Origin of the sequence: Cupriavidus necator A5-1, assembly GCF_000744095.1 — a bacterium.
GTDB classification, from domain to species: Bacteria; Pseudomonadota; Gammaproteobacteria; order Burkholderiales; family Burkholderiaceae; genus Cupriavidus; species Cupriavidus necator_A.
Genome location: NZ_JQLI01000001.1, coordinates 1,638,660 through 1,664,935 on the forward strand (window position 1 = coordinate 1,638,660; position 26,276 = coordinate 1,664,935).

Genomic DNA, 26,276 nt, shown 5'->3' on the forward strand with positions numbered 1-26,276 from the left:
CGCCCCCCACCCTACTTGACGCGCGGCCACCACAAAAATGAGTTCGCGTCCCCGGGTAGCGGCAACTACGAAGGAGCATCATGCAGCCACATGCAACCGACGATTTCCCCATCGAAAAGCGCGTTGCCGAGCATCTCGCCGCGGTGTCTTGGGCCGATCTGCCGGCGCCATCGCGCGAGAGTGCGGTGCGTGCCATCCTGTGGTGGATGGCGACGGCACTGGAGGGCGTAACCGAAACGCACCAGGAGACGCTGCTGCGCTACGTTGAAGGACTGGCCGGTCCAGCGGAAGCTGCCATACTAGGCAGCGGCCGGCGCACAACTGCCGAACTTGCCGGCCTGGTCAATGGCCGAGCCGGCAAGGCTTGGGAGCACGAGGACAAATATTGGGTTGACGAGACCATCGGCTTTGCCGTCGGTTGTTGTGTCGTGCCAGCAGCCATTGCCGCGGCCGAGGCGCGGGGCGCCGTTAGCGGCCCGGCCCTGGCGACGGCAGTCGCCCTCGCCATCGACCTGGAGATCCGCCTGCTGCGGCCGCTTGGCCTGGGTTTTGTGCCCGGCCAGGCCGTGGCCAATGCGACATTCACGCTGGGCACCTACGGCGCGGCGGTGGCGGCGGCCAAGATCCTCGGTCTTGATGCAGAGGGTTTCCTCGACGCACTCGGTCTTGCGCATTGCCAGGCCTCGGGCAACTTCCAGGGGCAGGTCGAAGGACGCGGGGTGGCACTTCAAGCCGGCATCGCCGTGCGCAATGGCATCACGGCGGCCCGGATGGCCGCGATCGGCATGCCCGGCCCTAGGGGATCGCTGACCGGACGCTGCGGCCTCTATGCAATGCACTATCCAGCTTGCACCGTTGCATTCGAGGACATCATCCATCGCCTGGGCGAAGATTTCCTCAACGTCCATCTGGGATTCAAAGGATATCCCTGCGGCGTGGTGGCGCACCCCGTCATCGACGCCGTGCTAGCCACACGCGCATTGCTGAACGGCCGCTCGATTCAGGCGATCGACGTCTTCGGAGCAACCAGCCTGGCCATTATGGCCAGGCCCATCGAGCGCAAGCGCGCACCCGCCAGCGTCATCGAGGCGCAGTTCAGCATTCCGTGGGCGGCAGCGTGCGCGATCCGCGACGGCCACTTCTCCATCACTCACTACGAGGACGCGGCCCTCCGTGACCCCGAACTGCGGCGCCTGGCGGGCCTGGTTAGCATACACATGCGGGATGAGGCTAAGGGCACGGCGGTGAAACTCACCCTGCCCGACGGCGCAGTGCTCGAATCCCCGGTAATCACGGCAGCGAGGGGCAACCCGAAAAATCCGCTACCGACCACGGAAATCGAAGACATCCTGTACCGGGCAGCACTGCGGCTCGGCTTAAAAAGCACCTCGCTCCAGCGCGCGGTTGCGCAGTTGCGCGATATCGAGACGCTCGAAGACTGCGGCGAAATCATGGCGCTGCTGGGCGACCGAGCGACGTGACCGCCCATCCCCCATCGCCGGCTCCCAAAGCGGCGGCTGGGCACCACCAAAGCACGGAACACCGTATCCGACTGCGTTGACTAGTTGGCTTGCGGCCGCCAGCATTTCCCAAGAACCTCGCTGGTACCACCAAGCGGTGGACACATGGGGGCTTCTTCTGGAGACATTCTTCATGTACCGACTCATCACCCAACTCGGGTGTACGACGCTCCTGCTGACCGGCACCTCTCTCGCCATGGCGCAGGACCACTATCCCAATCGTCCGATCCGTATCGTCGTGAACTCCGCTCCGGGCGCGCTGCTGGACATCACCACGCGGGCCGTGGCACAGCAAATGGCCAAGAACCTCGGCCAGCCCCTCGTCGTCGACAACCGCCCGGGCGCAGACGGCCAGATCGGCATTCGGGCCGCGAAGGCCGCGCCACCCGACGGTTACACGCTGCTGGCCAGCTCCAACACGGTTGCGCAGTTGCCGGCAATGAAGAAAGACCCCGGCTACGAGTTAAAGGATTTCGTTGGCATTGGCATGATGAACGAGGCACCGTTGCTGATGGTCACCGCACCGAGTTTGCCGTATCGCAGCCTGGCCGATCTGATGGCCGCCGCCAAGGCCAAGCCGGGGAAGCTCTCATTCGCCTCCGGCGGTAGCGGCACCACTACCCACATGGCTGCCGCGCTCCTCATGCACCGAGCCAGCCTGGATATCGTACACGTGCCGTACAAGGGGATTTCCACGGCCATCAGCGACGTCATCGCCGGCCGCGTCGACTTTGCGTTCGACGGCGGCAACTCCGCGGGCCCGCAAATCAACGACGGCCGGTTGAGGGCGCTGGGTCTGACTTCAGCCAAGCGTTCCCCGGCATTTCCAGACATGCCCACGCTGGCCGAGCAAGGGCTGCCTGGGTACAGCTACACTGTGTACCTGGGCCTGCTCGCCCCCGCCGGCACCCCGAAAGAGATTGTGCAGCGCCTCGGTCAAGCATTGCGTGCCGCTCTGGCGAGCGCCCCGGTGCGCGAGCGTTTTCGCCGTGATGGCGCGGAGCCCGGTTCGATGACGCCGGAAGCCTTCACCCAGTTCCTTCAGCAGGATCTGCAGCGCACAATGAAGGTCGTCGCCGACCTCAAGCTGGCAAAGGAGTGAACACCCCATGAGCAAGACCATCATCGAACGCCTGGCAGAGTTCTCGGTGAATACCGAAATCGCCCGGCTGCCTGCAAAAGTCATGGAAGAATGCAAGCGCGACGTGCTCGACACCATCGGCTGCGCGCTGGCGGGCATTGACCATCCGAAGGGGCGCATCGGCATCGAGGCCGGTCGCCGGCTGGGCGGCACCGGAGGCAGCGCGACAATCATCGGTACCGGTGAAAAGTCCACGCCTCACGGCGCCGCATTCGCCAACGGCGAGCTGATCAATGCCCTGGACGCCGACTCCGTGCTGCTGCCTGGCCACGTGAGCCCCTATGTGCTGCCCGGCGCCTTCGCCACCGCTGAGGTGCACCAGCGCTCGGGCAAGGATTTGATCGCCGCCGTCGCCGTATCGCACGAAATTTCCTACCGGCTGGGCGCCGCCATGAGCGGATATCGCGACACCAAGGACGGCAAGGCTGCGAATGCGTCGGTGGTCGGCTACAGCAGCACGGTGTTCGGCGCGACGGCGTCGGCCGCTAAGCTCAAGGGGCTTACCGTGGACCGGCTGGCGAGCGCACTGGGCATCGCCGCCGCCACGGCCCCGGTCAACTCGCAGCGCGCTTGGTTCATGCACACGCCGACCGCGACCATCAAGTACCAGATGGCCGGCGCGTTGACCAATGCCGCTTTGTCGGCGGCGGACATGGGCGATCTGGGCCACCGCGGCGACCTGCAGATGCTGGATGACGAGGAATATGGCTACCCGCGCTTCGTAGGCACCTCGCGCTGGTCGTCCGATCTTCTCACCACCGGCCTCGGCGAGGAATGGCGCTTCCCCGCCTTCCAGATGTTCAAGCCCTATCCGCACTGCCGCGTGATGCACGCACCGCTGGACCTGCTGATCGACCTCGTGGCGCAACACGACATACACGTCGAGGAAATCGAGGGTATCACCGCCTACGGAGAGGGCTGGGCCTACGTGCTACCTTGCTTCACAAACCGCGAGATCACCGAACTGCACGATGCGCAGTTCTGCTTCGCGCATGGCCTGGCCGTCGCTGCTCACCGCATCACGCCCGGCAGGCAGTGGCAGGACCCGGCCGTCGTGTTCGACCCTTCGGTCATGGCCTTGATGCACAAGGTGAAGCTGGAAACACACCCGTCCTACTTCCAGTCCATTTCGGCGGACATCACCAGCCGCCCTTCGCGCATCGAGATTCGTGCACGCGGCCAGACGTTCGCCGCCGAAAAGCACTTCCCCAAGGGCACGCCGTCGGCCGACCCGCAGACCTACATGACCACGGAGGAACTAGTTCGCAAGTTCCGCACCTTCGTCGATGGCATTCTTCCACCCGCAATCATCGACAAGGTTTTAGACAGCGTGCTGCACCTGGAGCAGGTCGACGACTTTGGCAAAATCATGCGCCTGCTCGTGCGGCGGTAGGCATAAGTGACGTGCGAAAGCGTGCGTGGCTTGATGACCTCGTCGGGGTGCCCAGCGATCTAAGGCAATGCTGATTAAGTCCTCCGATTCGTGAGGAGAAGCGTTATTTGAAGAATCACGAGCGCAAAGAGATGGACATGAAGCAGATGACGTTGGCAGCGGGTGCTGATCAAGGGGCGGGATTCGAGCAATACCGTAAGCCAACGCGTCGTGAGGCATTTCTGGCACGGGCTGCCGCCCACGCCGCAGCCCGGGGAGGCGCGCCCACTGTTGCTGCCGGTCATCGGCCGTCAGAAGGACGACAAAGCCCTGTCACGCGGAGCGCTGCACCTGATCCTCAAGGAAGTGTTCGGCATGGCGGCCGCGCGGCTGCGCGCGCGCGGGCCCGAGTGGGAGGCGCAGGCCGCGGTGCTGGCCAGCGCCTCGGCCCACTGGCTGCGCCACACCGCCGGCTCGCACATGACCGACCAGCAGGTCGACCTGCGTTTTGTGCGCGACAACTTTGGCCATGCCTCGATCGCCACCACCAGCGCCTACCTGCACAGCGAAGAGGATGCGCGGCACGAGGCAACGCAGGAGCGACATCGAATCGGCTGGGGCACCTCCAACAAGGAAGGATCCTGATTCCATGGAGATTCGCTCGCCCTGTTCGATCAGCATCCAACCGGACAAGCTTCGTTACGAATGCTGGCCATAGTTGTCCCACATTGATCTTCGATCACGATCTGTTTATCGACTCAGAGAGCACCACCTTGCGCATAACAGATGAGGTGGCGTTATACAGATGGACGATCGCGCGCGGCGCCCCGCGCAGGGCCTCGAAGGTACGTCAGCACCTGGATCGTCACGTCGTCGGGAACGAGTCGCATCGATCAGCTTGCGCACGAAATCGAACTCGACCTGCGACGAGGACGGGAAGCCGACTTCGATCTCCTTGAAGCCTATCTCCACCAGCGTCCTGAACATGCGCAGCTTGCGCTCGATGTCCATCGGCTCGATCAACGCCTGGTTGCCATCGCGCAGGCCCACGCTGCACCAGGCCGGCGGGCGGGTCAGCACTGCGTCCGGCCAAGTACCGTCGCGCAAGTGGACCGGGGTAAAGGAACGGTACTTGGTGGCAGGTTGCTTCAGCATGGGAGAAAGGCCTTTGGTCGAAGGTGACGCCAATGGTGCGAACAAAAAAAGAAGCCCCGCGGCAAGCCGGTTGGGGCATAAGCTCGCTCGGAGGCGAGCATGGAGATAACAGATACCGTTTCCGGCATGCACGCATTCACTATGCTGCAGCTGCGGCAGATGACCAATGGTGTTGCGCCAACTCTCCCGTACTTTGAAACATCTCGGCAAGCGGCCTACCCGCGAATTGCCGTCGCCGGCACTACGACGCCACTGCTGGCGCAAGGCGCTCGAAGCCACGCTGGGCGGCACCAGAGGCTGCACGCATCTGCGCGAGCTGCTGATGAATCTCGGTACCATGGCCTACCAGACCGTGGGCGGCAAAGCGCGGCGCCAGGAATGGGAAGCCCTGCCAGAACCTCGCATCAGGCCTCCGGTGGCGACATCGCCCAAGGGCCCTGGCCAGGCTTCGGCAGGCACCAGCCCAGCCGATAAGGACTAACCACCGACGCGGGCGGCCGCCGCCGTGCAAGGTACCCCGTGGTATTGCCGGATATCCTCGCGCAGGATGCCGCGCAGCTCGATAATGCTCATCGCGCCTTCCTGCACACTGTGGCTCGAGGTGATGACTGCTTCCGAGGCGGCGCCGGGCAGGTGGGAACTCCAGTACGGGACAAAGCCATCATCCGACAACGCCAACGGGACGCTGGCATCACGCCGGGCAATGATGGAGTGATACCGGACCTCCGGCGAAATCGGCAGGTCTGCCGCCGCCTGGATAAAGGGATCGTTCTTGTTGAGGTTCTGGACACTGTTGGGCAGGTCTTTCGGCCGGGGTGAACGGTCGCGCCGCGACGCCTGCAACTGTTGCGCGATGCCCTGCGTCAGGTCCCCCGGCAGGCGCACGAAGGAAGCCAGCCAGCGCGGCAGCCAGCCGCCCGCCACCTCGGTGCCGCGATGGGGCGCCGCGACGAATACGGCACGCCCGACATTGGGTACGGGCGCAAACGAAATCACGGGACCCAGGCTCGGCATCAGGCGCGCGAACGCCTCATCGTCCAGGTTGTGGTCGATCCGCGCCATTTTCTCGATGGCATCGCCGGATGACGACACCATCAGGCGCGCGATCACCCCGCCCATGCTGTGCCCGATCAGCACCATGCCCTGCGACGCGGTCGTAGCGCGGCCAGCGTCGAAGTAATCCAGCGCGGCGCGCAACGTCTGCCGTATCGCGTAATGATTCAGCGCGATCGGCACGTTGGTGGGGTAATAAAACTGCCAGATCTGGTAGTGCCTGCGCAATGCCTCGTCGCCCATCAATTCGTTGGCAACATTGGCCCACGCTTCCGGGCTGCTCGCCAGGCCATGCAGCATCACGATGATGCGACGGTCCGGGTCAAACGGCTGCATCAGGTACAGGTGCGGGCGGTCGAGACCGTCGCTGTGGCCGAACAGGGTGCGCAGCGATTGCCGGGTGAATCCCGAACGTGCCAGCCACAGCCCGTAGCCAGCCGTGAAGTTGGCCGCCAGCGGCACCTGGTGGCCCTGTATCGCCGCCGACGCGTCCCGGTAGGGGTCGCGAACGGTCAGCACCACCTCCCGGGTGGCCAGGACCTGTTTCAGGTCGCCGCCAGGAAAGCGTGCGAGGACGTTCACCACAGGGAAGTTCATCTCGCTCCAGTTCCCCAAGCCCCATCGGAATGGCGGCTGCGCACCCGCTGCCTCTGGCTGCGGCCCTTGTCCCCTCGCTCCCGCGGTGCCCGGTGCTTCTGCCGTCACGGCCAACAGCTCGGCACCGAAGCCGTCGCGGCGGTAGATGCTGCGCAGGCCCGCGAACGACACCGAGGATGCCGGCACCAGTTCTTTCGGCCGGCCCACGCCGCCGGGCAGCCGGACGGCAGCCATGTCGACGCGGATGCTCCACCTGCCCCAGCGAAAGCTCTCTTCGTCCGTGGTTCTTTCCGTGCCTTTCACGATCTCGAACAACAGCCTAGATACCTCTTGCGTAGCCAGGTTGTAGTAGTCGCGCACCTGGATCTGCCGATCTTCGAATGCGCGTATGGATGCGCTGCGCTCGGTAAAGAACAGGTACGCGTAGCCATGGCGGGCCGCTTCCATCCACGCCTCGAACTGCGGGTTGCCGGCCTCAGCCGCGGGATCTGAGCTCGGGAGCGTCTGCGCGTAGGCCACCCACAGCTCGGCCAGCGCCGATTGCCGTTGCTCTTCGCTAAGGCCTGCGCCGCCCTTCAACGCCTCGATGCAGGCACGCGATGGGCTCGCGCAGCTGCCGTCGGCCAGGCCCGTGATACTGAGGGTTTCCCGCGTAGTGGTGCTGAGCTCGCCCCGGGTCAGGATATCGCCCCGCTTCACCGCGATGTACTCGCCGGGCGTCATGGTGCGCGTCTGGATCGCTGGCTGGAAAGCCGTGCAGCCGCCCATCAGCAGCAAGACGGCTGCCAGGTGCAGGACTGGTTTGCTGAAGAAGAGGCCGATGCACGGCTTCATGTGACGTCTTCCCTGCGCTGAAGGGCATGGGGGACCCGAACCACGCGCCAGACCGGACCGTCAGTGCGCGCTCCCCGTTCGCCCTGCCCGCCTGCGCATTCGGAAACAAATGTAACCCAACCGCCGGTGCGTTTGCGAGCGGTCGCGCTGGCGTGCATGCCGCCCCGGGCCGAACGGCGTGTCGTTCGCCATCCGGATCGCGCTGGCCTCGTCATCGCTCGGGAGCCACTCAGCACCGGACCGAAGACTCTTCCAGCGCGATCGCAGAGCGGTTGTCTAGCGTATTCGCGGCGGTCTCGACATCGTAGTCTGCGAGAAAGATGGCTGGCGACTTGGGCGAAGTCATCGCTTCGATGCGCAGTCGTCGGGGCCTGGTCAGGCCGCTTACGTCAGGTCGTCCAACAGTACTTTGGCATCTTGCCAGTCAACGGTATCGAACCCTTCGGTGAATGTGTCAAGAATACCGGCCAAGATCGAGCGCGCAGCATCCGTCTTGCCACAGCGTTGCCATAGTCGGGCCACGCTCAGCGCGCCTTTCAGCTCGACTGATCTGGCTCCCTGGTCATGAGCCATGGCAATTGCCGCCTGAAAACAGGCTTCGGCTTCCTTGGCCCTAGTGGACGAGCCGGCATCGTCGCCAGACAACATCAGAATCAGCTCCCCCTTGAGCCGAAGCAGAATCGGCTCAGCGAACCGCTCTCCCGTGTTCTTCACCAGAGCCAACGCCTCACTCAGAACACGAAGCCCTGCCTCGGCTTGTCCTGCTTTTCCATAAGCGTTGGCGAGCAGTCCCAGAAGCGTCGGCCGACCCAATGCCGCTCCGGTGGCTTCGCGGGCGCTGAGGCCTTGATGTATTTGCGCGATTCCCTCCTCATGACTACCCTGCTCGGCCAGCGCCCAGCCGCGCAGGATCGTTCCCCAACCCAGATAGAAGGGGAACCCCTGGTCGCTCGAAAGCGCGATGGCGGCTTCTGCATACTCCCGCGCCAGTTGCACTTCGCGCCGGTACTGGTGCAATTCGGCCGCGAAGATCAGGCACAAGGCAAGGCCGAACGGATCAGAGGCCTTCCTGGCCAGCGCCAGCGCTTCCTCGCTGCGCGCGCGCGACTGGTCCGGCAAGCCAAGAAACCAGAGCGTCCAGCTTAACGTGCTCCCGATATGAAGGGCGAGGTTCGGCGCATAACGCAGAAGTTTGCTGTATGTTTGGCGATCGGGACGGTGCAGTGCCAGCGCCTGCTCCATGTGGGTCCGGGCCATCCTGATCTCGCCCAGACGGAACAAGGTGGCGCCGAGAATGCGGTGCGCCTCCGCGAGCTGTTCCGGATCTTGTGTATCCTGCGCGAGACCGAGCAGCCGCTGCGCCAAGGCGTGTGCCGTACTGAGTTGCGCACGCAATAGATAAAACGACCACAGTCCCAACTGCGCCGAGAAGATCTGTGGTGTTTCCCCGCCCTGTTCGCACAAGGCTAATGCACGCGTGTAGGTCTCCTCCACCTCTGGCGCACCATAGCCTCGTGCGGCCATCCACGCAGGACCGAGGGTCAGCAGCAAGGTGAGTTCCTCGCGTGCGCGTTCGGGGGTGTCAGCCACGGACTTAAGCAGTTCGAGGGCTGCACTGAGATGACGGATCGCCTCGAGCTGGGCTGAACGCTGCAAGGCCTGCTGGCCCGCCAGGTGCAGGTATTCGATGGCCTTCGGCACATTGCCACTCTTGCTGTAATGGTGAGCCAACTCGCTGCAATAGTCCTTCAGCCGGCTTGGAAACAGTGCCTCAATGGCCCGGGCCGTGCGTTCATGCAGCACACTGCGCTGACCGGTCAGCATGGAGTTAGCCGCCACCTCCTGGGTAAGCGCATGTTTGAACGCGTACTCCACTTCGGGGAATGCGGGACGCTCGTAAATGAAGTCGCCGGCCTGGAGGTTGCCCAGAAGCGGGCGCAGTCCCTCTTCCGGTAGCGCTGTGACATGCTCGATCAGACTTAAGGGAAACTCTTTGCCGATGATCGAGAGTGTCTGCAGCAAGTCCTTCTGGGCGATGGGAAGCCGGTCGATACGGGCGGCGAGCACGCCCTGCACGGTCGTCGGAATATGAAGTGACAAAGGGGCCTTCTCGATCCGGTAGCTGCCGGACTGGCCAAGCAAGACGTTCTCCTCGGCCAGCGTCTTGACAACTTCCTCCATAAAGAATGGGTTGCCCTCGGTCTTTGCCAGGATAAGCAGTTTCAGGGGCACGAGCGAGGGATGGTCTCCCAGCAGTGCCGTGAGCAGACCCTGTGCCTCCGCTTGTCCCAACGGCTCCAGATGCAATTGGGTGTAATAAAGCTTTCGGCCCCAGTCATGCGCGTATTCCGGGCGGTAGTTGACGAGCAGAAGCAACCTGGCGCCCGGCACATGCTCGATAAGGATATGGAGAAAGGCCTCGGTCTCACTGTCCAGCCATTGCAAGTCTTCGAACAAGACCATCAGCGGCTGATTCTGGCTCTCACGCACCAGTAGCCGTGCAATGGCTTCGAAGGTGCGCTGGCGCCGGATGGTGGAGTCCATCGTGGGCAGTGCCGAACCCGCTTCGCTGATACCGAGCAGGTAAAGCAGATAAGGCAGATGGTCCTCCAGCGTGCGATCCAGGGTCAGCAACCTGCCGGTGACTTTCTCGCGATACAGCCGTTCGTCATCCTGCGCGGTGATCTGAAAGTAGTTTCTCAACAGATCGATCAAAGGCAGATAGGGAAAGGCCTTGCCATGCGAAACCGAGAAGGTTTCGAGCACCATGCAGCCGCGCTGCGAGCGTGCCTTGAATTCATGGTACAGACGCGACTTGCCAACACCCGCCTCGCCCACCACCCCGACGATCTGCCCATGCCCCGCCTTGGCCGACTCCGACGCCTCATGCAAGCGCTCCAATTCGGCCTGCCGGCCGACAAACCGCGCCAGACCGCGATGCGCGGCCACTTGCAGGCGCGTGCGCAATGCGCCGAGGCCGAGCACCTCATAGACCGCAAGCGGCTCCCGAATGCCCTTTACGTGCGTGGTCCCGAGGCCCTTGAACTCGAAGTACCCCTCGGTCAGCTTATGGGTCGATTCGCTGACGAGGATCGACGACGGTGTCGCGACGCCTTCCATCCGGGAGGCAATATGGATCGTGTGCCCGACCGGGTCGTAGTCCGTGCGCAAGTCGTCCTTGCGGATCGAGCGTACCACCACTTCGCCGGTATGGACGCCGACCCGGATCTGCAGCGGGACACCCTGCTCCAGACGGACCCGGTCGCCATGGCGGCGCATCGTTTCCTGCATGCGCAGCGCTGCGTACAACGCCCGCACGGGGTGGTCCTCGTGGGCAATCGGCGCGCCAAATAGCGCCAGGATGCCGTCGCCCAGGGATTTGGCAACGAATCCCTCGTAGTGATGCACGGCCTCCATCATCAGCGCTACCACAGGGTCGATCAGCCCGCGCGCTTCTTCCGGGTCCAGGTCCTGGATCAAGGCGGTCGAGCCGGCCATGTCCGCAAACAGCGCCGTAATGGTCTTGCGTTCGCCGGCAGCCTGTCCCCGAGCCTCCATCGCGGCTTGCTCGGCGAGGATGCGTTCGGCGAGATGGGGCGGCGTGTAAAGAACCGGTGCGGGGACAGCGGGCGTTGGTACTGCGGCCGCGACTGGCGTTGCGGCCAGCTCGGTCAGTGGCACGCCGCAAGCACCGCAGAATTTTGCCGTGGGGCTGGACTCATGGCCGCATTGCGGGCAGATCTGCGCAAGCCTTTGCCCGCACTCCTCGCAGAACTTTCCTCCCGCCGGGTTCTCGAACCCGCATTTTGTGCAGCGCATATCGCCCTCTGACAGCCTTCGCCTGCCACGAACTCATTAGAGGCGTAATGACCGCCCGTCGCAAGAGATAGATTACCGAAAATGGCCGAGGCAGCCCAGATCGATGCCGCGGTCGTGAGGCCGCGGATGCTCATGCCGTCCATCATGATGCCTCCCGCGCAAAGGAAGCCGATGCCGGGGCAGAGCGCGACCTAACAAGGCACACAAGCATTCATAACCGTGAGCCCGCGTACGCCCGCAGTTCTCAGTCGAGCCCAACAATGCGCGAGCCCTACGATGCACGACGTGTCCCGGGATCGTTATCGGCCACGTTACATGAGGCAAGCAGCGTGAAGCGCGCCGGAACCCTTCAAGATCTCCGGATTTCTCACCATATTGACTTGATTGTCATCATGACAAGGAGTATGGTGATGACCAAGTCGTAAACGTTCCGCGAACTCGGCCACGAGACGCCAGGCACTGGCGCGGACTCTTTGAGGAGGTTAATGCGGCATGCATCACTTGAACCTGTCATCCGATCCGCAAGATGATCCCGCTACGGCCTTGCCCTACGCATTTGCGCCGGGAACGACGTTGCCAAACGCGGGCGCCGAGTACGCAATCGACGCGTGGCAGCGCAATGTGCTGTTCGCCGACGTGATGCGCGAGCGCGGCAACCAATACCAGGCGCACTTGCATGAGCGCACACCCAATGTGCTCGATTTCGCTGCCGAGTTGATCCTGGATGGGCGCACCATGCCGCGACCGGTCAGCTACGGCCTCGTGCGCATCATTTCGCCTGACGATCTGCAACCCGATCGCAATGCGACCGAAGCGCACGACGCGGGCCGTCTTCGTCCGTTCATCGTGTTCGACCCGCGCGCGGGGCACGGGCCGGGCATTGGCGGCTTCAAGCGCGACAGCGAAATCGGCGCTGCGTTGCGAGCGGGACATCCGTGCTATTTCGTAGGCTTCCTTCCTGACCCCGTACCCGGTCAGACAGTCGAAGATGTCATGCATGCCGAAGCGACGTTCCTCGAGAAAGTCATCGAACTGCATCCAGATAGCCCTGGAAAGCCCGCCGTAGTCGGCAATTGCCAGGCAGGCTGGCAGGTACTGATGACAGCCGCGATGCGACCTGAGCTGTTCGGGCCGATCATCGTCGCGGGCGCGCCCGTTTCGTATTGGGCAGGCTGGCGCGGCAAGAATCCGATGCGCTATTCCGGAGGTTTGCTCGGCGGTTCCTGGCTGACCGCGCTCACGGGCGATCTCGGCGACGGCCGCTTCGACGGCGCGTGGCTCGTGCAGAACTTCGAGAACCTCAACCCGGCCAACACACTCTGGCAAAAGTACAACAACCTGTATGCGAATATCGATACCGAAGCGCCACGGTATTTAGGCTTCGAAAAATACTGGGGCGGCCACGTGTTCCTCAACGCGGCAGAAATGCAATACATCGTCGACAACCTATTCGTCGGCAACCGGCTCGCGCGCGGCGATATCGTTATGTCGGATGGCGTGCGTCTCGACCTGCGCAATATCCGCTCGCCGATTGTCGTGTTCTGCTCATACGGTGACAACATCACGCCGCCACCCCAGGCGCTCGGCTGGATTACCGACCTGTATCGCGACGACGCCGACCTGTTCGGGCACGACCAGACCATCGTCTACGCAACCCATGACAACATCGGCCATCTCGGCATCTTCGTGTCGAGCAGTACGGGCCGCAAGGAGCATCGCGAATTCGTGAGCAACATCGATCTCATCGACCTGTTGCCGTCCGGCCTGTATGAAGCGCACATGGGGGCGAGGACCGAAGCAACGCCGCATGCTGACCTCGTCGAAGGCGATCACGTGCTGTCGATCTCGCCGCGCAGCATCGATGATGTGCGGGCGATCGTGCAGCCAGACCCGGAAAGCGACCGTCGTTTCGCAACAGCAGCCTATGTGTCCAATTTCAATCTCGGCCTCTATCGCAGCTTTGTGCAACCGTGGCTACGCCTGTGCGTAACGCCGTGGAGCGCAGATCTCGCGAGCAAGTTTCATCCACTGCGGATCCCCTACGAGGCTTGGTCGGACCGCCATCCGCTGGCATCGAGCGTCGCCCAGGCTGCGCAAAGCGTGCGAGAGTCGCGCAAAGCCGCCCCTGCCGATAATCCATTCTGGCAAATGCAAAGCGTGGTATCGGACTCGATCGAGGCGTCGCTGAATTGCTATCGCGACATACGTGACGCGGCGGTCGAACAGCTCTTCGAAGCCATCTACGGCGCCCCCTGGCTGCAGGCCCTCGCCGGGCTTCCCCCCCAAAGCGACGACGGCCGATCTGCCGTATCGGAAGACTCCGGCGAGGTCGACGATCGTCACGCAGCGATCGCCGCAGAACACGAACGGTTGCGCCATAGCATGACAACGGGCGGCCTCATCGAAGCGAGTGCGCGCGCGCTGCTCTTTGTGCGTCGTACGCACCGCGAAGCTGATGAACGCGGCTTCAATCTCGCGCGCGCCATGCTCGGCACGCTGTCCGATCGCGGCATTCTTTCGTTCAAGCAGGTTGTTCGCGAGCAAGCCACGTTGCTGCGCCTTGACGCCGATGCCGCAATCGATGCACTACCCGGCATGCTGTCCGGCGCGCCGCCCGCGGAGGTCCGTAACGCCGCACGCGACATCGAAAAGCTCAGCACCACGCTGCCGCTCGACGAACAAGAACGCGCCGATCTGGCGCGCGTTCTGACCATTTTTGAGTCGGCAGCGAAGACGAATTCGGCGCCGCGTGCCAACGCCCGCCAGCAGGTCAAGTAACAGCGCGTGTGAGCGCGCGTGCCCGGTGGTTGATCGCTGTCGGGCCCCAGGAAGTTTAGCCAATCGAGGGCACACGACATGGAACACAAACGCGAAAAATATGGGCGGCTGATCGCTTTCGCGACAACGCTGCCGCCATTGCCGACCGCTGTTGCGCACCCATGCGATCACGACTCCTTGTCCTCAGTGATCGAAGCCGCGCGCCTCGGTCTGATTGCGCCGATATTAGTGGCGCCGCGCGCCAAGCTCGAGGCGGCTGCACGGGAAGGCAACCTCGACCTCGGCGATCTGCCCATCGTCGACGTGCCACACAGTCACGCGGCGGCAGAAGTCGCCGTGCAACTCGTGCATGAAGGCAAGGCGCAAGCACTGATGAAAGGTTCGCTGCACACGGACGAACTGATGGCAGCGGTCGTCGCGCGAGGCACCGGGCTGCGCACCGAACGGCGCGTCAGCCATTGCTTCGTGATGGACGTGCCCGGCCAGGCCGACGCGTTGATCATCACCGACGCAGCCGTGAACATCTCACCGACACTCGATGAAAAACGTGACATCGTGCAGAACGCCATCGACCTCGCCCAGGCATTGCGATTTCCGTCCGTGCGGGTGGCGATCCTGTCGGCGATGGAAACCGTGAACCCGAAGGTGCCGTCGACACTCGACGCCGCCGCATTGTGCAAAATGGCCGACCGCCAGCAGATCACAGGTGGGATTCTCGACGGCCCGCTCGCCCTCGACAATGCGATCAGCGAAGAGGCCGCGAAGATAAAAGGCATTTCGTCGCCAGTGGCCGGGCATGCCAACGTGCTCGTCGTACCGAACCTCGAAGCCGGCAATCTGCTCGCCAAGAGCCTGTCATTTCTCGCCGGTGCGGATGCCGCCGGCATCGTGCTTGGCGCGAGGGTTCCCATCATTCTCACCAGCCGTGCCGATTCTGTGATCACGCGGCTTGCGTCGTGCGCGGTTGCTTCGCTCGTCGCACTTGCGCGGCGCGAGAAGCCTTCTGCCGCCATCGTCTAAAGGGTTCACGCATGGACGTCATTCTGGTCATCAATGCGGGGTCATCCAGCATCAAGTTTCATGCATTCGCGGCGAGTGACGGCGCGCTTGACCCAATCGCCGGCGGCAAGCTTGAGGAGATCTACACCAACCCGCGCTTTCAGGTCAAACGGCAAAGCGGCGAGATAATCGACGACAAGCGCTGGCCGGAGGGCGAACGTCTCGGCCATGACAAGGCAATTGCATTCCTGCTGGAATGGCTACGCGGACACGCAGGCGACGCCAGGCTGCTCGCCGTCGGCCATCGCGTCGTGCACGGTGGTGAACGTTATTCGGCGCCCGTACGCGTCGACGCGAAGGTGATGGCCGAACTGGAAGCGCTCATTCCCCTCGCGCCGCTGCATCAGCCGCATAACCTCGCGGCGATCCGGTCGATCCAGGCGAGCAACCCGGTGGTACCTCAAATCGCATGCTTCGACACGGCGTTCCACCATACCCAGCCCGACGTGGCGACCCGCTTCGCGCTGCCACCGGAGATCACCCAGCGCGGCGTTCGGCGCTACGGGTTTCATGGGCTTTCCTACGAGTACATTGCCAGCGTCCTGCCGGATGTCGACGCTACCGCCGCCGCGGGCCGCACCGTCGTTGCCCATCTGGGCAACGGCAGCAGCATGTGCGCGCTCGTGGCCGGGCGGAGCGTTGCCAGCACAATGGGATTCACTGCGGTGGACGGGCTGCCCATGGGCACACGCTGCGGCAACCTGGATCCCGGTGTCATCCTGTACATGATGGATGAGCTCGGCATGGATTCCCGCGAGATCGAATCACTGCTTTACAAGCGCTCCGGGTTGCTTGGCGTCTCCGGCATCTCGAGCGACATGCGCACGCTGCTCATGAGCGACACGCCCGCTGCGGCCGTTGCCGTCGACCTCTTCTGCTATCGGATCTCGCGCGAAATCGGTTCGCTCACGGCCGCGCTCGGCGGCCTCGATGCGATCGTCTTCACGGCGGGTATCGGCGAATATGCGGCCCCCGTGCGCGAGCGCGTGTGTCGTGCGGCCGCATGGCTTGGCGTCTCGCTCGACCCGCAGGCGAATGCGAAGCACGGACCGCGCATCAGCGATCCGCAAAGCGCTGTCGATGTCTGGGTCATCCCGACCAACGAAGAACTGATGATTGCCCGGCACGCACTGCACCGGCTGGAGGGGTAAGCATGGACAAGCTTTCTGCGCAGCCGTTCGCGGGCCGCAAGGTATTAATCGTCGGCATCGCGAACGAGCATTCGATCGCTTATGGATGTGCACGGGCATTCCGCGAGCTTGGGGCGGAACTCGCCGTCAGGTATCTTAAGGAAAAATCAAAGACCTACGTTGAACCGCTCGCGCGGGAATTGGGCGCTTCGATTGTCTTGACGCTCGATGTATCGAAACCTGGCGAAGGCCGTCTTCGATTCAATTCGCGACACGTAGGGGCGGCTAATCGCGTTCGCACCGAAGAACCAGTGAGCCGGGACCTTACTGCTCTCGTCAGTCTGTTCGCGAAGATAAGCCGTATGCGTGTCCAATCCTCGACAGAGGTTGCGAACGAAGCCGATCAGGTTGGACGAAATATTGTGGATACCCATCACGCCCCGGAAAAGACGTTCCTTCCGGGATATACAGCAGTTAGGCGGCCAGCAGGAAGGCCCAGGCGCGCGCCAGGCTGGCCGGCTTGCGATGATGCAGTACGGCGCCGCAGCGCGGACACGGTTCGGCCTCGAGCGTCATCGGACTGAGCCGGTCGCATGTGTGGCACGACAGTCCGCGCGAGGTGGCGGTGGGGTGGGGCGACTGAGGCGCGGTCATGACGCGGCATCCCGCGAGCAGGCCGATACGTCATCTGCATCGAGCACTTCGAGGTGGTGCCAGAGTTCACGCGGGTCGAACGACAGGATGACGGCCAGTACGACCACCAGCGCACCGAACGACCAGAGCGCGACGCCAGGCACCACCTGCGCTATGGTCGACAGCTTCACCACCGTAACCAGCAACGCCGATCATGAACACTTCGATCATGCCCCACGGCCGGGTCCGGCAAATTCCGCGCAAGGTGCGCTCGAACCCGGGTGGCGTGCGCCGCTGCGCCATCGCGACGAGCAGGTAGCACATCATCAGCAACTCGGCCAGCGGAAACAGGATGGTCGTGGCGAACACGAGCATCGCCACCGGCGCCATGTCGTCCGCGTAGAGTGCCTGTACCGCGCTCCATAGCGTGGTCTCCATGCGCGAACTGGGGAAAATTGTCGGCCTCGTTGCGTGAGGCAAGCAGCGCGTGCGCGCACCGGAATCTTTCATGAGTTCCGTATTCTTTCACAGAATGACTGCAGGCTCATCATGACGCGTTATATGTTATAAGAAGAGCACGGGCGCCGCTGCCGCCAGGGCGTTCATGGCGTACGCCGTGTCGTCGGCGTTGTAGCGGCGTATTGATATGATCGCCTCGTCACATAAGGTCCTCTAGCTGAAGATGCCTGCCGATCCTGATCCCAAAGACCATCGCCCTCGCGTTGCCGCAGAACGGCGTGAACGGATGCGCAAGCGTCTCATTGAAAGCGCGATGATCGTTTTTGCGCAAAGGGGTGTCGGAGCCAGCGTGATCCCGGAAGTCATCGCGTCAGCTGGCGTCTCGCAAGGTTCCTTCTACAACTACTTCCGTACTAACGAGGATCTGCTGGCGGCTGTCGGCGACGCGCTCAGTCACGACATGGTGCAAATGATCGAGAGCGTGGTCGGCGATATCGAAGACCCGGCGTTGCGGGTTGCAACCGGGATTCGCTTATACCTGCACCTTGCGCGCTCCTATCCTGTCGTGGCGCAATTTCTTTCCGGTACGGGCCTGCTTTTGGTCGGCAGCAAGAGTGCTGCCGTCTACGAATACCTGCCCTCGGATATCAAGGAAGGCCTGAAGACGGGCACGTTTGACGAGGCTTCTGCCGACGTGGCATTGGACATGGTGTCCGGCGCGGGGCTGATCGCCGTTCACCGCATGGCCAAAGGAAGAACAGCCAGGGATTATCCCGAACGGATTGTCCGGGCGGTGTTGCGGTCGCTCGGCGTGCCTGCAGCGAGTGCGGTACGGTTGACCTTCGCGCCTTTGCCAAAGCTGGTGGCCCCGCCGGAATCATTGCTCGAAAAGGCCCAGGGGAAGCTCGCCGCCAAGGCCGAGGCCTCCAACTAGCAGAAGTTTCCGAAATTCACGACAAGGCTTCTTGCTCGTCGCCCCCGCGCAGGCGGGGACCCAGTGTCTTTTCCCCGAAGGGGACGTGAAAGACGCTGGATTCCCGCCTGCGCGGGAATGACGGTGGCTAGCGCTACGGCACATCGCTGATCGCTTCCGCGAGCAAGCCATCGAACAGCGCCTCACTCGCAGGCAGCGGCGACCTGGATATCGCATCGGCCGCTGATTCCTCCACGCCCAGGGCGCGCAATGCCACGGCAGCGGCGAGCTCCGAAAAATCTTCGCGACCTTCGGTTTCAAGCATGCTCTGCATTGCGCTCATTGCGGCTCCGGCAACGATATTGAACCCCAAGGCGATCGGCATGCGCTTGAAGCGATTGCGACGAACGCCTTCCTCTATATCCCTGCGGACAAACTCCAGCATATTCGGTACCTGGTAGCCCGCCCATCCGAGCCGGCCAAGGATGCCAGCCACCCCCGGCTGGTGTACCGTCAGTATCGACGCCAGCCGTATTCCCCTGGCGATGTGCTCGGCCGGGTCGTCATGACCGCGCACAAAGGGATCGGCCGCCCGCACCCACTGTTCAGCAATCTTCCCGACAAGCTCCCGCACGATCGCGTCGGACGACGGAAAGTACTTGTAGAACGTTCCGCGTGAAACCCGTGCTGCCGAAATGATGTCGTCGATGGACGGGGTCGAGCCGCTGTTCTCCAGCATCAAGCGCATCGCACTGTTCAGCAACAGCGAGCGCATACGCTGCCGCCGCTTTGCCGCAACTCGCGGACGGTGGTCGCGAGTTTCCCGCGGTTCGGTTTCAGCCGCGAATCTCGTCTGCATCCGGGTCATTGATCTGTTCTCTCCTAATGGTCAATGCGTTGACAACGCCGCGCGCGGAGCCTCCCGCGTCTACAGCCTAGGTCCGCCGCATCACTTCGCGCATAGCAATTGTCGTTGCGCACCACATCCATCCGGGTGCGCGCGCTTTCTTCGTCTCATGCGGTCCGGGGCGTCAAAGTAGTCCCGGCAACCCCATAAAATAAATTATACGTCATCATGACGCATAGGTCATTATGAGGTATATTTTGGGCTGTCGGGAGGGCGAAAGCCCGAACAGACCTGCCGTCAATGACGCCAGCACGAGTCCGACTGGAGCGGCTCGGTGGCGTGGATCGCTGAAGACTCGCAGGCGAGCGACGGACCTTACTGGAGGGTAGAAATTGAACGGGAACCTTCGAGCGGCAGCTCTTACTATCATTGCGGCGCACCTGCTGGCCGCGTGTACACCGGGTCCAGAACCCGAACGCAAGGACGTGAGGCCGGTGCGGACAGTGGTCGCCGGACGCACCGCCGGGTCGGTCGGTGCGACCTACTCAGGCGAGATTCGTGCGCGTTACGAAAGTCAGTTGGGCTTCCGCACGGCCGGCAAGATCGTCGCGCGCATGGTGGAAGTCGGGAGCCATGTCAAGCGCGGCCAGCCGTTGTTCCAACTCGATCCCACGCAGGAAACGTTGCAGGTAGCCGCAGCGGGTGCGGAGGCTGATGCGGCAAGAGGCCGGGTAGCCCAGGCGCGGGTGGACGTTAAGCGTACCGAGCAACTGCTCGCCCAGAACTTTGCCTCGCAAGCCGAGCTGGACCAGCAGCGGCTGGCGCTTAACCAGGCGGAAGCACAACTGCGTTCGGCACTGGCGCGCCAGCAGCTGAATGCCAACATGCGCGGATTTACCACGCTCGTATCCGACCGCGATGGCGTGGTCAGCGCAATCAACGCGGAAGCTGGCCAAGTGGTTGCAGCCGGGCAGACGGTCGCCACCGTCGCGGCTGACGGCGAACGCGAGGTCTCGATCAGTATTCCGGAGTCGCGAGTCGACGAACTACGTAAGGCGCCGACGCTGACGATCACGGTATGGGCGCATCCGGACAGGGCATGGACGGGCAAGCTCCGGGAGCTTGCGCCGGACGCGGACAGCGTCACGCGGACGTACTCGGCGCGCATCTCCATTCAGGAGTCGGATCCGGAATTGCTGCGGTTAGGCATGACGGCGTCGGTCATCGCCCCCGACGTGGATGGCACTGGCGTAGTCCGCGTGCCGCTGACCGCCATCGTCGATCATGAACGTGGCCGCCACGTATGGGTGGTCGACCCGAAGACGTCGCGGGTGATCGCGCGTGAAGTCAAGCTGGGCGCCGCGCAGAACGACAGCGTGATCGTGGTTGGGGGACTGGCGGGCGGAGAGACCGTGGTGAGTGCCGGCGTGCACATGCTGCAGGCTGGCCAGCAGGTGAAGGTGGCCGAGGCGGTAACTGTTGCCAAGGCGGGAGGGGTGAAGTGAAAGGTATCAACCTGTCCGAATGGGCGCTGAAGCACCAGCAGATGATCGCGTTCCTGCTGTTGTTGTTGTCCGTGGCCGGCGTGCTGGCCTACAGCAGCCTGGGCCAGAAGGAAGACCCCGAGTTCACGATCAAGACCATGGTTGTGCAGGCGTACTGGCCGGGAAGCTCCGCGCAGCAGATGGCCGACCAGGTCACCGACAAGATCGAGCGCAAGCTGCAAGAGGTCGCGGAGATCGACTATACGTCCACCTATGTGAAGCCGGGCGAAACGCAGGTCAAGGTCAACCTGCGCGAGGACGTACCACCGGGCGCCGTGCCGGATGTGTGGTACCAGGTCCGCAAGAAGATGGGCGACATCCAGCATACCTTGCCACAGGGCACGCAGGGCCCATTCTTCAATGACGAGTTTGGGGACACCTTCGGTAACCTCTATGCCATCACGGGCGACGGCTTCGACTATGACGACCTGAGACGGATTGCGGACGCCGCGCGTAATGAGTTCCTTCGTGTCGGCGACGTCAACAAGGTCGACCTCGTAGGCAAGCAGGAACAGAAGATCTATGTGGAAGTCTCCACCGCCAAGCTCGCCTCGCTGGGGATCGACCCGGCACTGATCGCGTCGACGCTCGCACAAACCAATGCCGTGACATCGGGCGGGACGGTGCAAACCACCGCGGAACAAGTACGGTTGGCTGTCAGTGGCGAGTTTGACTCGGTCGAGAAAATTCGCGCCATCGGCATCCGTGCCGGCCAGCGTACCTTTCGCCTTGGCGATATCGCAGACGTCCGTCGCGGCTTTGTGGAGCCTGCCACCTCGAGGATGCGCTTCAACGGCAACGAGGCGATTGGACTTGCGGTGAGCATGCGCAAGGGCGGTGATGTGATCCGGCTTGGCACAAAGCTTGACGAAGCGGTAAAGCGCGTCGAGTCCAATCTGCCGGTGGGCGTGCAGATCCATGCGGTCAGCGACCAGCCACGTATCGTCGAGCATTCCGTTTTCGAGTTCAAGAAGAGTCTGGCCGAGGCGGTGGTCATTGTGCTCGTTGTGAGCTTCCTCTCGCTGGGCTTGCGGACCGGGCTGGTCGTCGCGCTCAGCATCCCGCTCGTGCTGGCCATGACATTCCTGGCGATGTACGTGATAGGCATCGACTTGCAACGCATCTCGCTGGGCGCGCTGATCATTGCGCTCGGACTGTTGGTGGACGACGCCATCATTGCCGTCGAAATGATGGCGCTGAAACTCGAGCAGGGCTGGGACAAGTTCCGCGCCGCCACATACGCCTACACGGCCACCGCATTCCCGATGCTCACCGGGACGCTGATTACTGCGGCAGGCTTTCTTCCGGTCGGCTTTGCGAAGTCGGGAACGGGCGAATATGTGTACTCCCTGTTCCAGGTGGTGGGCATTTCGCTGGTGTTGTCCTGGATCGTGGCCGTCCTCTTTACACCTTACATCGGCTTCAAGCTGTTGAAGGAGCATGCGCACGCATCGCATGACGAGGATGCGGTCTACCAGCGCGGCTTCTATGTCAAGTTCCGACACTTCATCGACTTCTGCCTGAAGCAGCGCGTGTGGGTGATCGGCATCACGCTCGCTGCGTTCATGGGCTCACTGTTGCTGTTCAAGGCAATACCCCAGCAATTCTTTCCGGCATCTGACCGGCCTGAACTCATTGTGGACCTGTGGATGCCGAAGGCGTCGACCTTCGAGGCGAGTCAGCGCGAGGTCCAGAACCTGGAAGGTCTGCTCAAGGGCGATCCGGACATTGCGGCGGTGACCAGCTTTGTTGGCAACGGTGCGCCGCGATTCTACCTGCCTCTTGATGTGCAGACGCCCAATCTGAATCTGGGCGAGATGCTGGTGATGACCAAGGGCGGTGAGGCGCGGGAGCGGGTAAAGGAAAAGCTCGAGAAGCTGTTCGACGGAAGATTCCCGAATGTGCGGGGCCGCGTCAATCACCTGGAGAACGGTCCGCCTGTCGGTTACCCGGTGCAGTTCCGCGTGTACGGGCAGGACAACGCAAAGGTTCGTGCAATCGGGCAGCAGGTGGCGAACATCATGCGTGAACAGCCGCACGTTCGCCAGGTCGACCAGGATTGGGGTGAACGCATCAAGCGTGTGCAGGTCGACGTCGACCAAGACAAGGCGCGTGCACTGGGTGTCAGCTCAGGCCAGATCAAAGAGGCCCTTGAGGCCTCGCTGTCGGGCACGCCGATCACGCAGTACCGCGAGGAAGACCAGGGCATCGACGTGGTCTCGCGCCTTGTCGCGGCGGAACGCACGGACTTGAACAACCTGAAGGACGCAAAGATCTATGTGCGCGACGGCAAGTTTGTACCGGTTTCGCAAGTAGCCCGACTCACGCTTGACAGCGAGGACAGCGAACTGTGGCGGCGTAACCGTGTACCCACGCTGACGGTTCGCGCCGATATCGCGGGGGCGCAGGCACCCGACGTCACGCGTGCACTGCAGCCGAAGCTCGACGCACTGGAAAAGGATCTTCCGCTCGGCTATGGCATCGAGATTGGCGGCGCTTACGAATCGAGTGCAAAGGCCCAGCGTTCTGTTTTCGCGGTGATGCCTGTGACGATCATCGCGGTGCTCCTGCTGCTGATGATTCAACTGCAGGACATGAGAAAGATGGCGATGGTCCTGCTGACAGCGCCGCTCGGGCTGATCGGGGTCAGCATCATCATGGCTGCGTTCCGGATTCCATTTGGTTTTGTCGCCATGTTGGGCGTGATCGCCCTCGCTGGAATGATCATCCGCAACTCGGTGATCCTGGTCGTGCAGATCGATCAGGACGTGGCCGCGGGTGTCGCATTGTGGACGGCCATCGTCGAGGCCGCGGTGCGACGGCTGCGTCCCATCGTACTGACTGCCCTGGCGGCGATTCTGGCGATGGTGCCGCTTACCCACTCCGTGTTCTGGGGCCCCATGGCGTGGGCAATCATGGGAGGGCTCGCCGTTGCCACGGTACTGACCCTCGTCTTCCTTCCCGCCCTGTATGCGACCTGGTACCGGGCCAAGCGTCCTGCGACCGTCTGATCGCAAATGTGACGATGAGAGTTATTTCGATGAAAAGATTGAGTATGGCCCTGCGGGCCGGGCAGGTGGCTTTGGGCTGCATGCTTTTCCTGAACGCTGGCGAGTCGGGCGCTATCGATCTCGTGGCGGCCTATCAGCAGGCATTGGCGCATGATCCGACGAGCCTCGCTGCAAATGATGCGCTCACGGCGGGGCGGGAGAAGGCAGTGCAGGGCGACGCCTTGCTGCGTCCCCGCGTAAGCCTCCAGGCGACACTGGACCGGATCAACAATCGTTCGTCCGGCAACCCGCCGGCCGACGTCGCGCCGTTGGTATCCAGCGATAGTTCGGGAACTGCGCGGCAGGCCGGCGTGGTGCTGGTTCAGCCGCTGTACGACAGGACCGCGGTAGCCACGAGGAAGCAGTTCCGCGAGCAATCAAACCTGGCGCAGACACAATTCGACCAGTCTCGCCAGGATCTGGCCTTGCGGGTGGCCGAGGCATACTTCGGCGTGGTATTGGGCGAGGAAACACTCCGTGTGGTGCAAGCCGAGAAGGCGGCCTTGCGGCAGCAACGCGACCGCGCGAAGGCGCGCTTTGACATCGGCCAGGGCAAGATCACCGATCTTCATGAAGCCCAGGCGCGCCTGGATGGGGTGGAGAGTCGCGAAGTCACGGCGCAGTCTGCGCTGGAGCAACGACGCACGCGATTCCAGGAAACCGTCGGCATGCCGCCCGATCAGCTCAGCGGGCTGGCACCCAATTTCGCGCCGCGGCCGCCGGAACCGGACAATCTCACGACGTGGCAGGCAAAGGGTGAAGAACAGAGCTACCTCGTCAAGACCAGGCAGTCGGAGCTCGACATTGCCGGCGCGGAGATCGACAAGTACCGCGTCAGCAGTCGCCCGACCGTCGCGCTCGTGGCACGTTATGGCGCACAAGGGCAGACCGGCAACCTGGCTCCCTGGATTGCAGCCAGCAACACCCGAACCGCGACGATCGGCTTGCAGCTCAACATTCCGCTGTACGCGGGCGGCGGACTGGATTCGCGCGAGCGGGAATCCGTTGCGAGGAAGAGCCAGGCGGAGCAGGAGGTTGCCGCCGCCCGGCGGGACGTGCGCCTGAAGGTGCAGGACGGATTCCTGTCGGTGAAAACGGGCGTGTCGCGCGTCGCCGCACTCGAGCAGTCGTTGACTTCGGCGCGTAGCGCGCTCGCGGCGACGACGCTTGGCCGGGACGTTGGGACCCGTACGCAACCCGACGTGCTGGACGCGCAGCAGCGCGTGTTCGCCGCTGAGCTTGACGTGGTTCAGGCACGCCTGGACTACCTCCTTGGCCGTCTGCGGCTTGCCGCCGCGGCGGGCGAACTAAGCGAGGACACCTTGCGCTCGCTGAATGCCTGGCTCGCCGCCTGATCGCGAAACCTATGCTCGGATATCTGCAGCACTATTGGAGCGGCAGCTTTCTTGCCGCCAACGCCTTCATCGGGCTGAACATGGTGGGCGCGCTGCTGCTCGGCATGCTGGTTGGCTACGAGCGCTCATACAACGGCCGCGCCGCCGGCATGCGCACTTATGGCCTCGTCTGCATGGCGTCGACGGCATTGACTGTGTTCGTCGGCTACCCGGCGCTGTGGTACGGCGGTGTTTCAGCGCACGCCCAGGCAGACCCGACCCATATCGTCCAGGGAGTCGTCACCGGCAGCGGCTTCCTTTGCGCGGGGGTCATCATGAAGGACGGCATGAGCATCCGCGGCCTCACGACCGCGGCATCGATCTGGGCTGCCTCGGCCATAGGCGTGTTGCTGGGCGTTGGTTTTTATGCCGCCGGGTTGCTGCTCGCCGTGCTCTGTGTGGCCTCCATGTCCCTGTTGCACCGGCTGGAGGCCAGGCTTCCGCGCCGCATGACGCTTGATCTATCGCTGACTTTCCAGCCCGGAGAAGTGCCTGACTTCGATCTACTGATCGACAGGGCAAAGTCCCGCGGCTACCGCGTGCTGCACGACAGCCTGACCATCACGTTTGCCGACAACCAGGCCCTGTGGCGAGTCAGCCTGGTCGCGCCGGAAAAGTCGCGCGCGCTATCGCCGGCAGCACTGGCGGCCGAAATCGCTGCGACCCAGGGTGTCTCCCGGTTCAGCATCGTACCGGTGCGCAGTTGAGCCGGGTAAGCGAACACACCGAAATCTTGCCGGGATAAGACGCGCCCTCGGCCGGATTGGCGAGGGCTTGAATACGCGATCGTCGGCAGGCCATGGACCACGGACCCGTGCTGCGCGAGAGGCTTCTGTGTGGGCAGCCAGCACTTCATCGAACGCAAAGTCCGGTCATAACCGTTCGCTCGTGCAACACTAGCCAACGAGACGCCGGCAAAACCGCCGATGAGCAGCTAGATTTCAGGCGTAGGTTATGGAACAGCTGAACAGGGGCCCA

General features: G+C 63.0%; 15 protein-coding genes and 5 pseudogenes. 14 read left to right on the forward strand and 6 right to left on the reverse strand.

The features are described from left to right. The first annotated feature begins 80 nt into the window (after window positions 1–80). The 4 genes and pseudogenes from K307_RS07165 to K307_RS07180 form a co-directional block, all read left to right on the forward strand. Window positions 81–1,481 (forward strand): MmgE/PrpD family protein, encoded by a 1,401-nt coding sequence (locus tag K307_RS07165; RefSeq protein ID WP_042877260.1) that lies wholly within the window; start codon window positions 81–83, stop codon window positions 1,479–1,481. 172 nt (window positions 1,482–1,653) lie between these two features. Next, a complete protein-coding gene (locus K307_RS07170; RefSeq protein ID WP_042877262.1) occupies window positions 1,654–2,622 on the forward strand; it encodes a Bug family tripartite tricarboxylate transporter substrate binding protein in 969 nt (322 codons plus the stop codon). Window positions 2,623–2,629: 7 nt separating this feature from the next. After that, a complete protein-coding gene (locus K307_RS07175; RefSeq protein ID WP_042877264.1) occupies window positions 2,630–4,054 on the forward strand; it encodes an MmgE/PrpD family protein in 1,425 nt (474 codons plus the stop codon). A gap of 225 nt (window positions 4,055–4,279) precedes the next feature. Further along, window positions 4,280–4,678 (forward strand): annotated as a pseudogene (locus K307_RS07180) (tyrosine-type recombinase/integrase); the annotation flags it as partial. A gap of 109 nt (window positions 4,679–4,787) precedes the next feature. On the opposite strand, the pseudogene K307_RS07185 reads toward K307_RS07180, so the two are convergent. Beyond that, window positions 4,788–5,188 (reverse strand): annotated as a pseudogene (locus K307_RS07185) (2-isopropylmalate synthase); the annotation flags it as partial. Window positions 5,189–5,354: 166 nt separating this feature from the next. Here K307_RS07185 and K307_RS07190 point away from each other — a divergent pair. Beyond that, window positions 5,355–5,669, forward strand: a complete 315-nt coding sequence (locus K307_RS07190; RefSeq protein ID WP_080744945.1) for a DUF2889 domain-containing protein — start codon at window positions 5,355–5,357, stop codon at window positions 5,667–5,669. Here K307_RS07190 and K307_RS07195 read toward each other — a convergent pair. Both K307_RS07195 and K307_RS07200 read right to left on the reverse strand, forming a co-directional pair. Next, the gene (locus tag K307_RS07195) at window positions 5,666–7,672 is read right to left on the reverse strand and encodes an esterase/lipase family protein (RefSeq protein ID WP_042877272.1); all 2,007 of its coding nucleotides are present in this window, start codon (window positions 7,670–7,672) and stop codon (window positions 5,666–5,668) included. The two genes, K307_RS07190 and K307_RS07195, sit on opposite strands and share 4 nt — an antisense overlap. Before the next feature lie 384 nt (window positions 7,673–8,056). Further along, a complete protein-coding gene (locus tag K307_RS07200) occupies window positions 8,057–11,491 on the reverse strand; it encodes an adenylate/guanylate cyclase domain-containing protein (protein ID WP_042877274.1) in 3,435 nt (1,144 codons plus the stop codon). Window positions 11,492–11,983: 492 nt separating this feature from the next. Here K307_RS07200 and K307_RS07205 point away from each other — a divergent pair, with 492 nt between their 5' ends. The 4 genes and pseudogenes from K307_RS07205 to K307_RS45865 form a co-directional block, all read left to right on the forward strand. Further along, window positions 11,984–14,269: a DUF3141 domain-containing protein gene (locus K307_RS07205; protein ID WP_042877276.1), complete on the forward strand. Its 2,286-nt coding sequence runs from the start codon at window positions 11,984–11,986 to the stop codon at window positions 14,267–14,269. A 78-nt stretch (window positions 14,270–14,347) separates the two neighbouring features. Next, window positions 14,348–15,289 carry a phosphate acetyltransferase gene (locus K307_RS07210; protein ID WP_042877278.1) on the forward strand — a complete coding sequence of 314 codons (942 nt, stop codon included), beginning with the start codon at window positions 14,348–14,350 and terminating at the stop codon, window positions 15,287–15,289. Window positions 15,290–15,300: 11 nt separating this feature from the next. Beyond that, complete coding sequence (locus K307_RS07215) at window positions 15,301–16,479, forward strand: acetate/propionate family kinase (RefSeq protein WP_042877280.1); 1,179 nt, start codon at window positions 15,301–15,303, stop codon at window positions 16,477–16,479. Between the two features lie 2 nt (window positions 16,480–16,481). Further along, window positions 16,482–16,706 (forward strand): annotated as a pseudogene (locus tag K307_RS45865) (SDR family oxidoreductase); the annotation flags it as partial. A 229-nt stretch (window positions 16,707–16,935) separates the two neighbouring features. On the opposite strand, the pseudogene K307_RS45870 reads toward K307_RS45865, so the two are convergent. Both K307_RS45870 and K307_RS07225 read right to left on the reverse strand, forming a co-directional pair. Next, window positions 16,936–17,112, reverse strand: a pseudogene (locus K307_RS45870) (paraquat-inducible membrane protein A); the annotation flags it as partial. After that, window positions 17,109–17,532: pseudogene (locus K307_RS07225) on the reverse strand (paraquat-inducible protein A); the annotation flags it as partial. The pseudogenes K307_RS45870 and K307_RS07225, both read right to left, overlap by 4 nt. Before the next feature lie 304 nt (window positions 17,533–17,836). Here K307_RS07225 and K307_RS07230 point away from each other — a divergent pair. Then, window positions 17,837–18,484, forward strand: a complete 648-nt coding sequence (locus K307_RS07230) for a TetR/AcrR family transcriptional regulator (protein ID WP_051974740.1) — start codon at window positions 17,837–17,839, stop codon at window positions 18,482–18,484. 133 nt (window positions 18,485–18,617) lie between these two features. On the opposite strand, the gene K307_RS07235 is transcribed toward K307_RS07230, so the two are convergent. After that, window positions 18,618–19,331, reverse strand: a complete 714-nt coding sequence (locus K307_RS07235) for a TetR/AcrR family transcriptional regulator (protein WP_042877284.1) — start codon at window positions 19,329–19,331, stop codon at window positions 18,618–18,620. A gap of 482 nt (window positions 19,332–19,813) precedes the next feature. On the opposite strand from K307_RS07235, the gene K307_RS07240 reads away from it, so the two are divergent. The 4 genes from K307_RS07240 to K307_RS07255 are packed head-to-tail and all read left to right on the forward strand — an operon-like array spanning window position 19,814 to window position 26,005. Next, window positions 19,814–20,815 carry an efflux RND transporter periplasmic adaptor subunit gene (locus K307_RS07240; RefSeq protein WP_051974741.1) on the forward strand — a complete coding sequence of 334 codons (1,002 nt, stop codon included), beginning with the start codon at window positions 19,814–19,816 and terminating at the stop codon, window positions 20,813–20,815. Next, a complete protein-coding gene (locus tag K307_RS07245; RefSeq protein ID WP_042877289.1) occupies window positions 20,812–23,865 on the forward strand; it encodes an efflux RND transporter permease subunit in 3,054 nt (1,017 codons plus the stop codon). Before K307_RS07240 ends, K307_RS07245 begins: the two co-directional genes overlap by 4 nt. Before the next feature lie 29 nt (window positions 23,866–23,894). Further along, window positions 23,895–25,259 carry a TolC family outer membrane protein gene (locus K307_RS07250; protein WP_230625575.1) on the forward strand — a complete coding sequence of 455 codons (1,365 nt, stop codon included), beginning with the start codon at window positions 23,895–23,897 and terminating at the stop codon, window positions 25,257–25,259. 11 nt (window positions 25,260–25,270) lie between these two features. Then, on the forward strand, window positions 25,271–26,005 hold the full coding sequence (locus K307_RS07255; protein WP_042877293.1) for an MgtC/SapB family protein: 735 nt from the start codon (window positions 25,271–25,273) through the stop codon (window positions 26,003–26,005). Window positions 26,006–26,276 lie beyond the last annotated feature (271 nt).

Excerpts from the sequence above, each read along its gene's own strand:
- K307_RS07205 (WP_042877276.1), top strand. The coding sequence starts at position 11,984 with ATGCATCACTTGAACCTGTCATCCGATCCGCAAGATGATCCCGCTACG.
- K307_RS07195 (WP_042877272.1), bottom strand. The coding sequence starts at position 7,672 with ATGAAGCCGTGCATCGGCCTCTTCTTCAGCAAACCAGTCCTGCACCTG.
- K307_RS07235 (WP_042877284.1), bottom strand. The coding sequence starts at position 19,331 with ATGACCCGGATGCAGACGAGATTCGCGGCTGAAACCGAACCGCGGGAA.
- K307_RS07165 (WP_042877260.1), top strand. The coding sequence starts at position 81 with ATGCAGCCACATGCAACCGACGATTTCCCCATCGAAAAGCGCGTTGCC.
- K307_RS07215 (WP_042877280.1), top strand. The coding sequence starts at position 15,301 with ATGGACGTCATTCTGGTCATCAATGCGGGGTCATCCAGCATCAAGTTT.
- K307_RS07200 (WP_042877274.1), bottom strand. The coding sequence starts at position 11,491 with ATGCGCTGCACAAAATGCGGGTTCGAGAACCCGGCGGGAGGAAAGTTC.
- K307_RS07190 (WP_080744945.1), top strand. The coding sequence starts at position 5,355 with ATGGTGTTGCGCCAACTCTCCCGTACTTTGAAACATCTCGGCAAGCGG.
- K307_RS07175 (WP_042877264.1), top strand. The coding sequence starts at position 2,630 with ATGAGCAAGACCATCATCGAACGCCTGGCAGAGTTCTCGGTGAATACC.
- K307_RS07250 (WP_230625575.1), top strand. The coding sequence starts at position 23,895 with ATGAAAAGATTGAGTATGGCCCTGCGGGCCGGGCAGGTGGCTTTGGGC.
- K307_RS07255 (WP_042877293.1), top strand. The coding sequence starts at position 25,271 with ATGCTCGGATATCTGCAGCACTATTGGAGCGGCAGCTTTCTTGCCGCC.
- K307_RS07210 (WP_042877278.1), top strand. The coding sequence starts at position 14,348 with ATGGAACACAAACGCGAAAAATATGGGCGGCTGATCGCTTTCGCGACA.
- K307_RS07170 (WP_042877262.1), top strand. The coding sequence starts at position 1,654 with ATGTACCGACTCATCACCCAACTCGGGTGTACGACGCTCCTGCTGACC.
- K307_RS07230 (WP_051974740.1), top strand. The coding sequence starts at position 17,837 with ATGCGCAAGCGTCTCATTGAAAGCGCGATGATCGTTTTTGCGCAAAGG.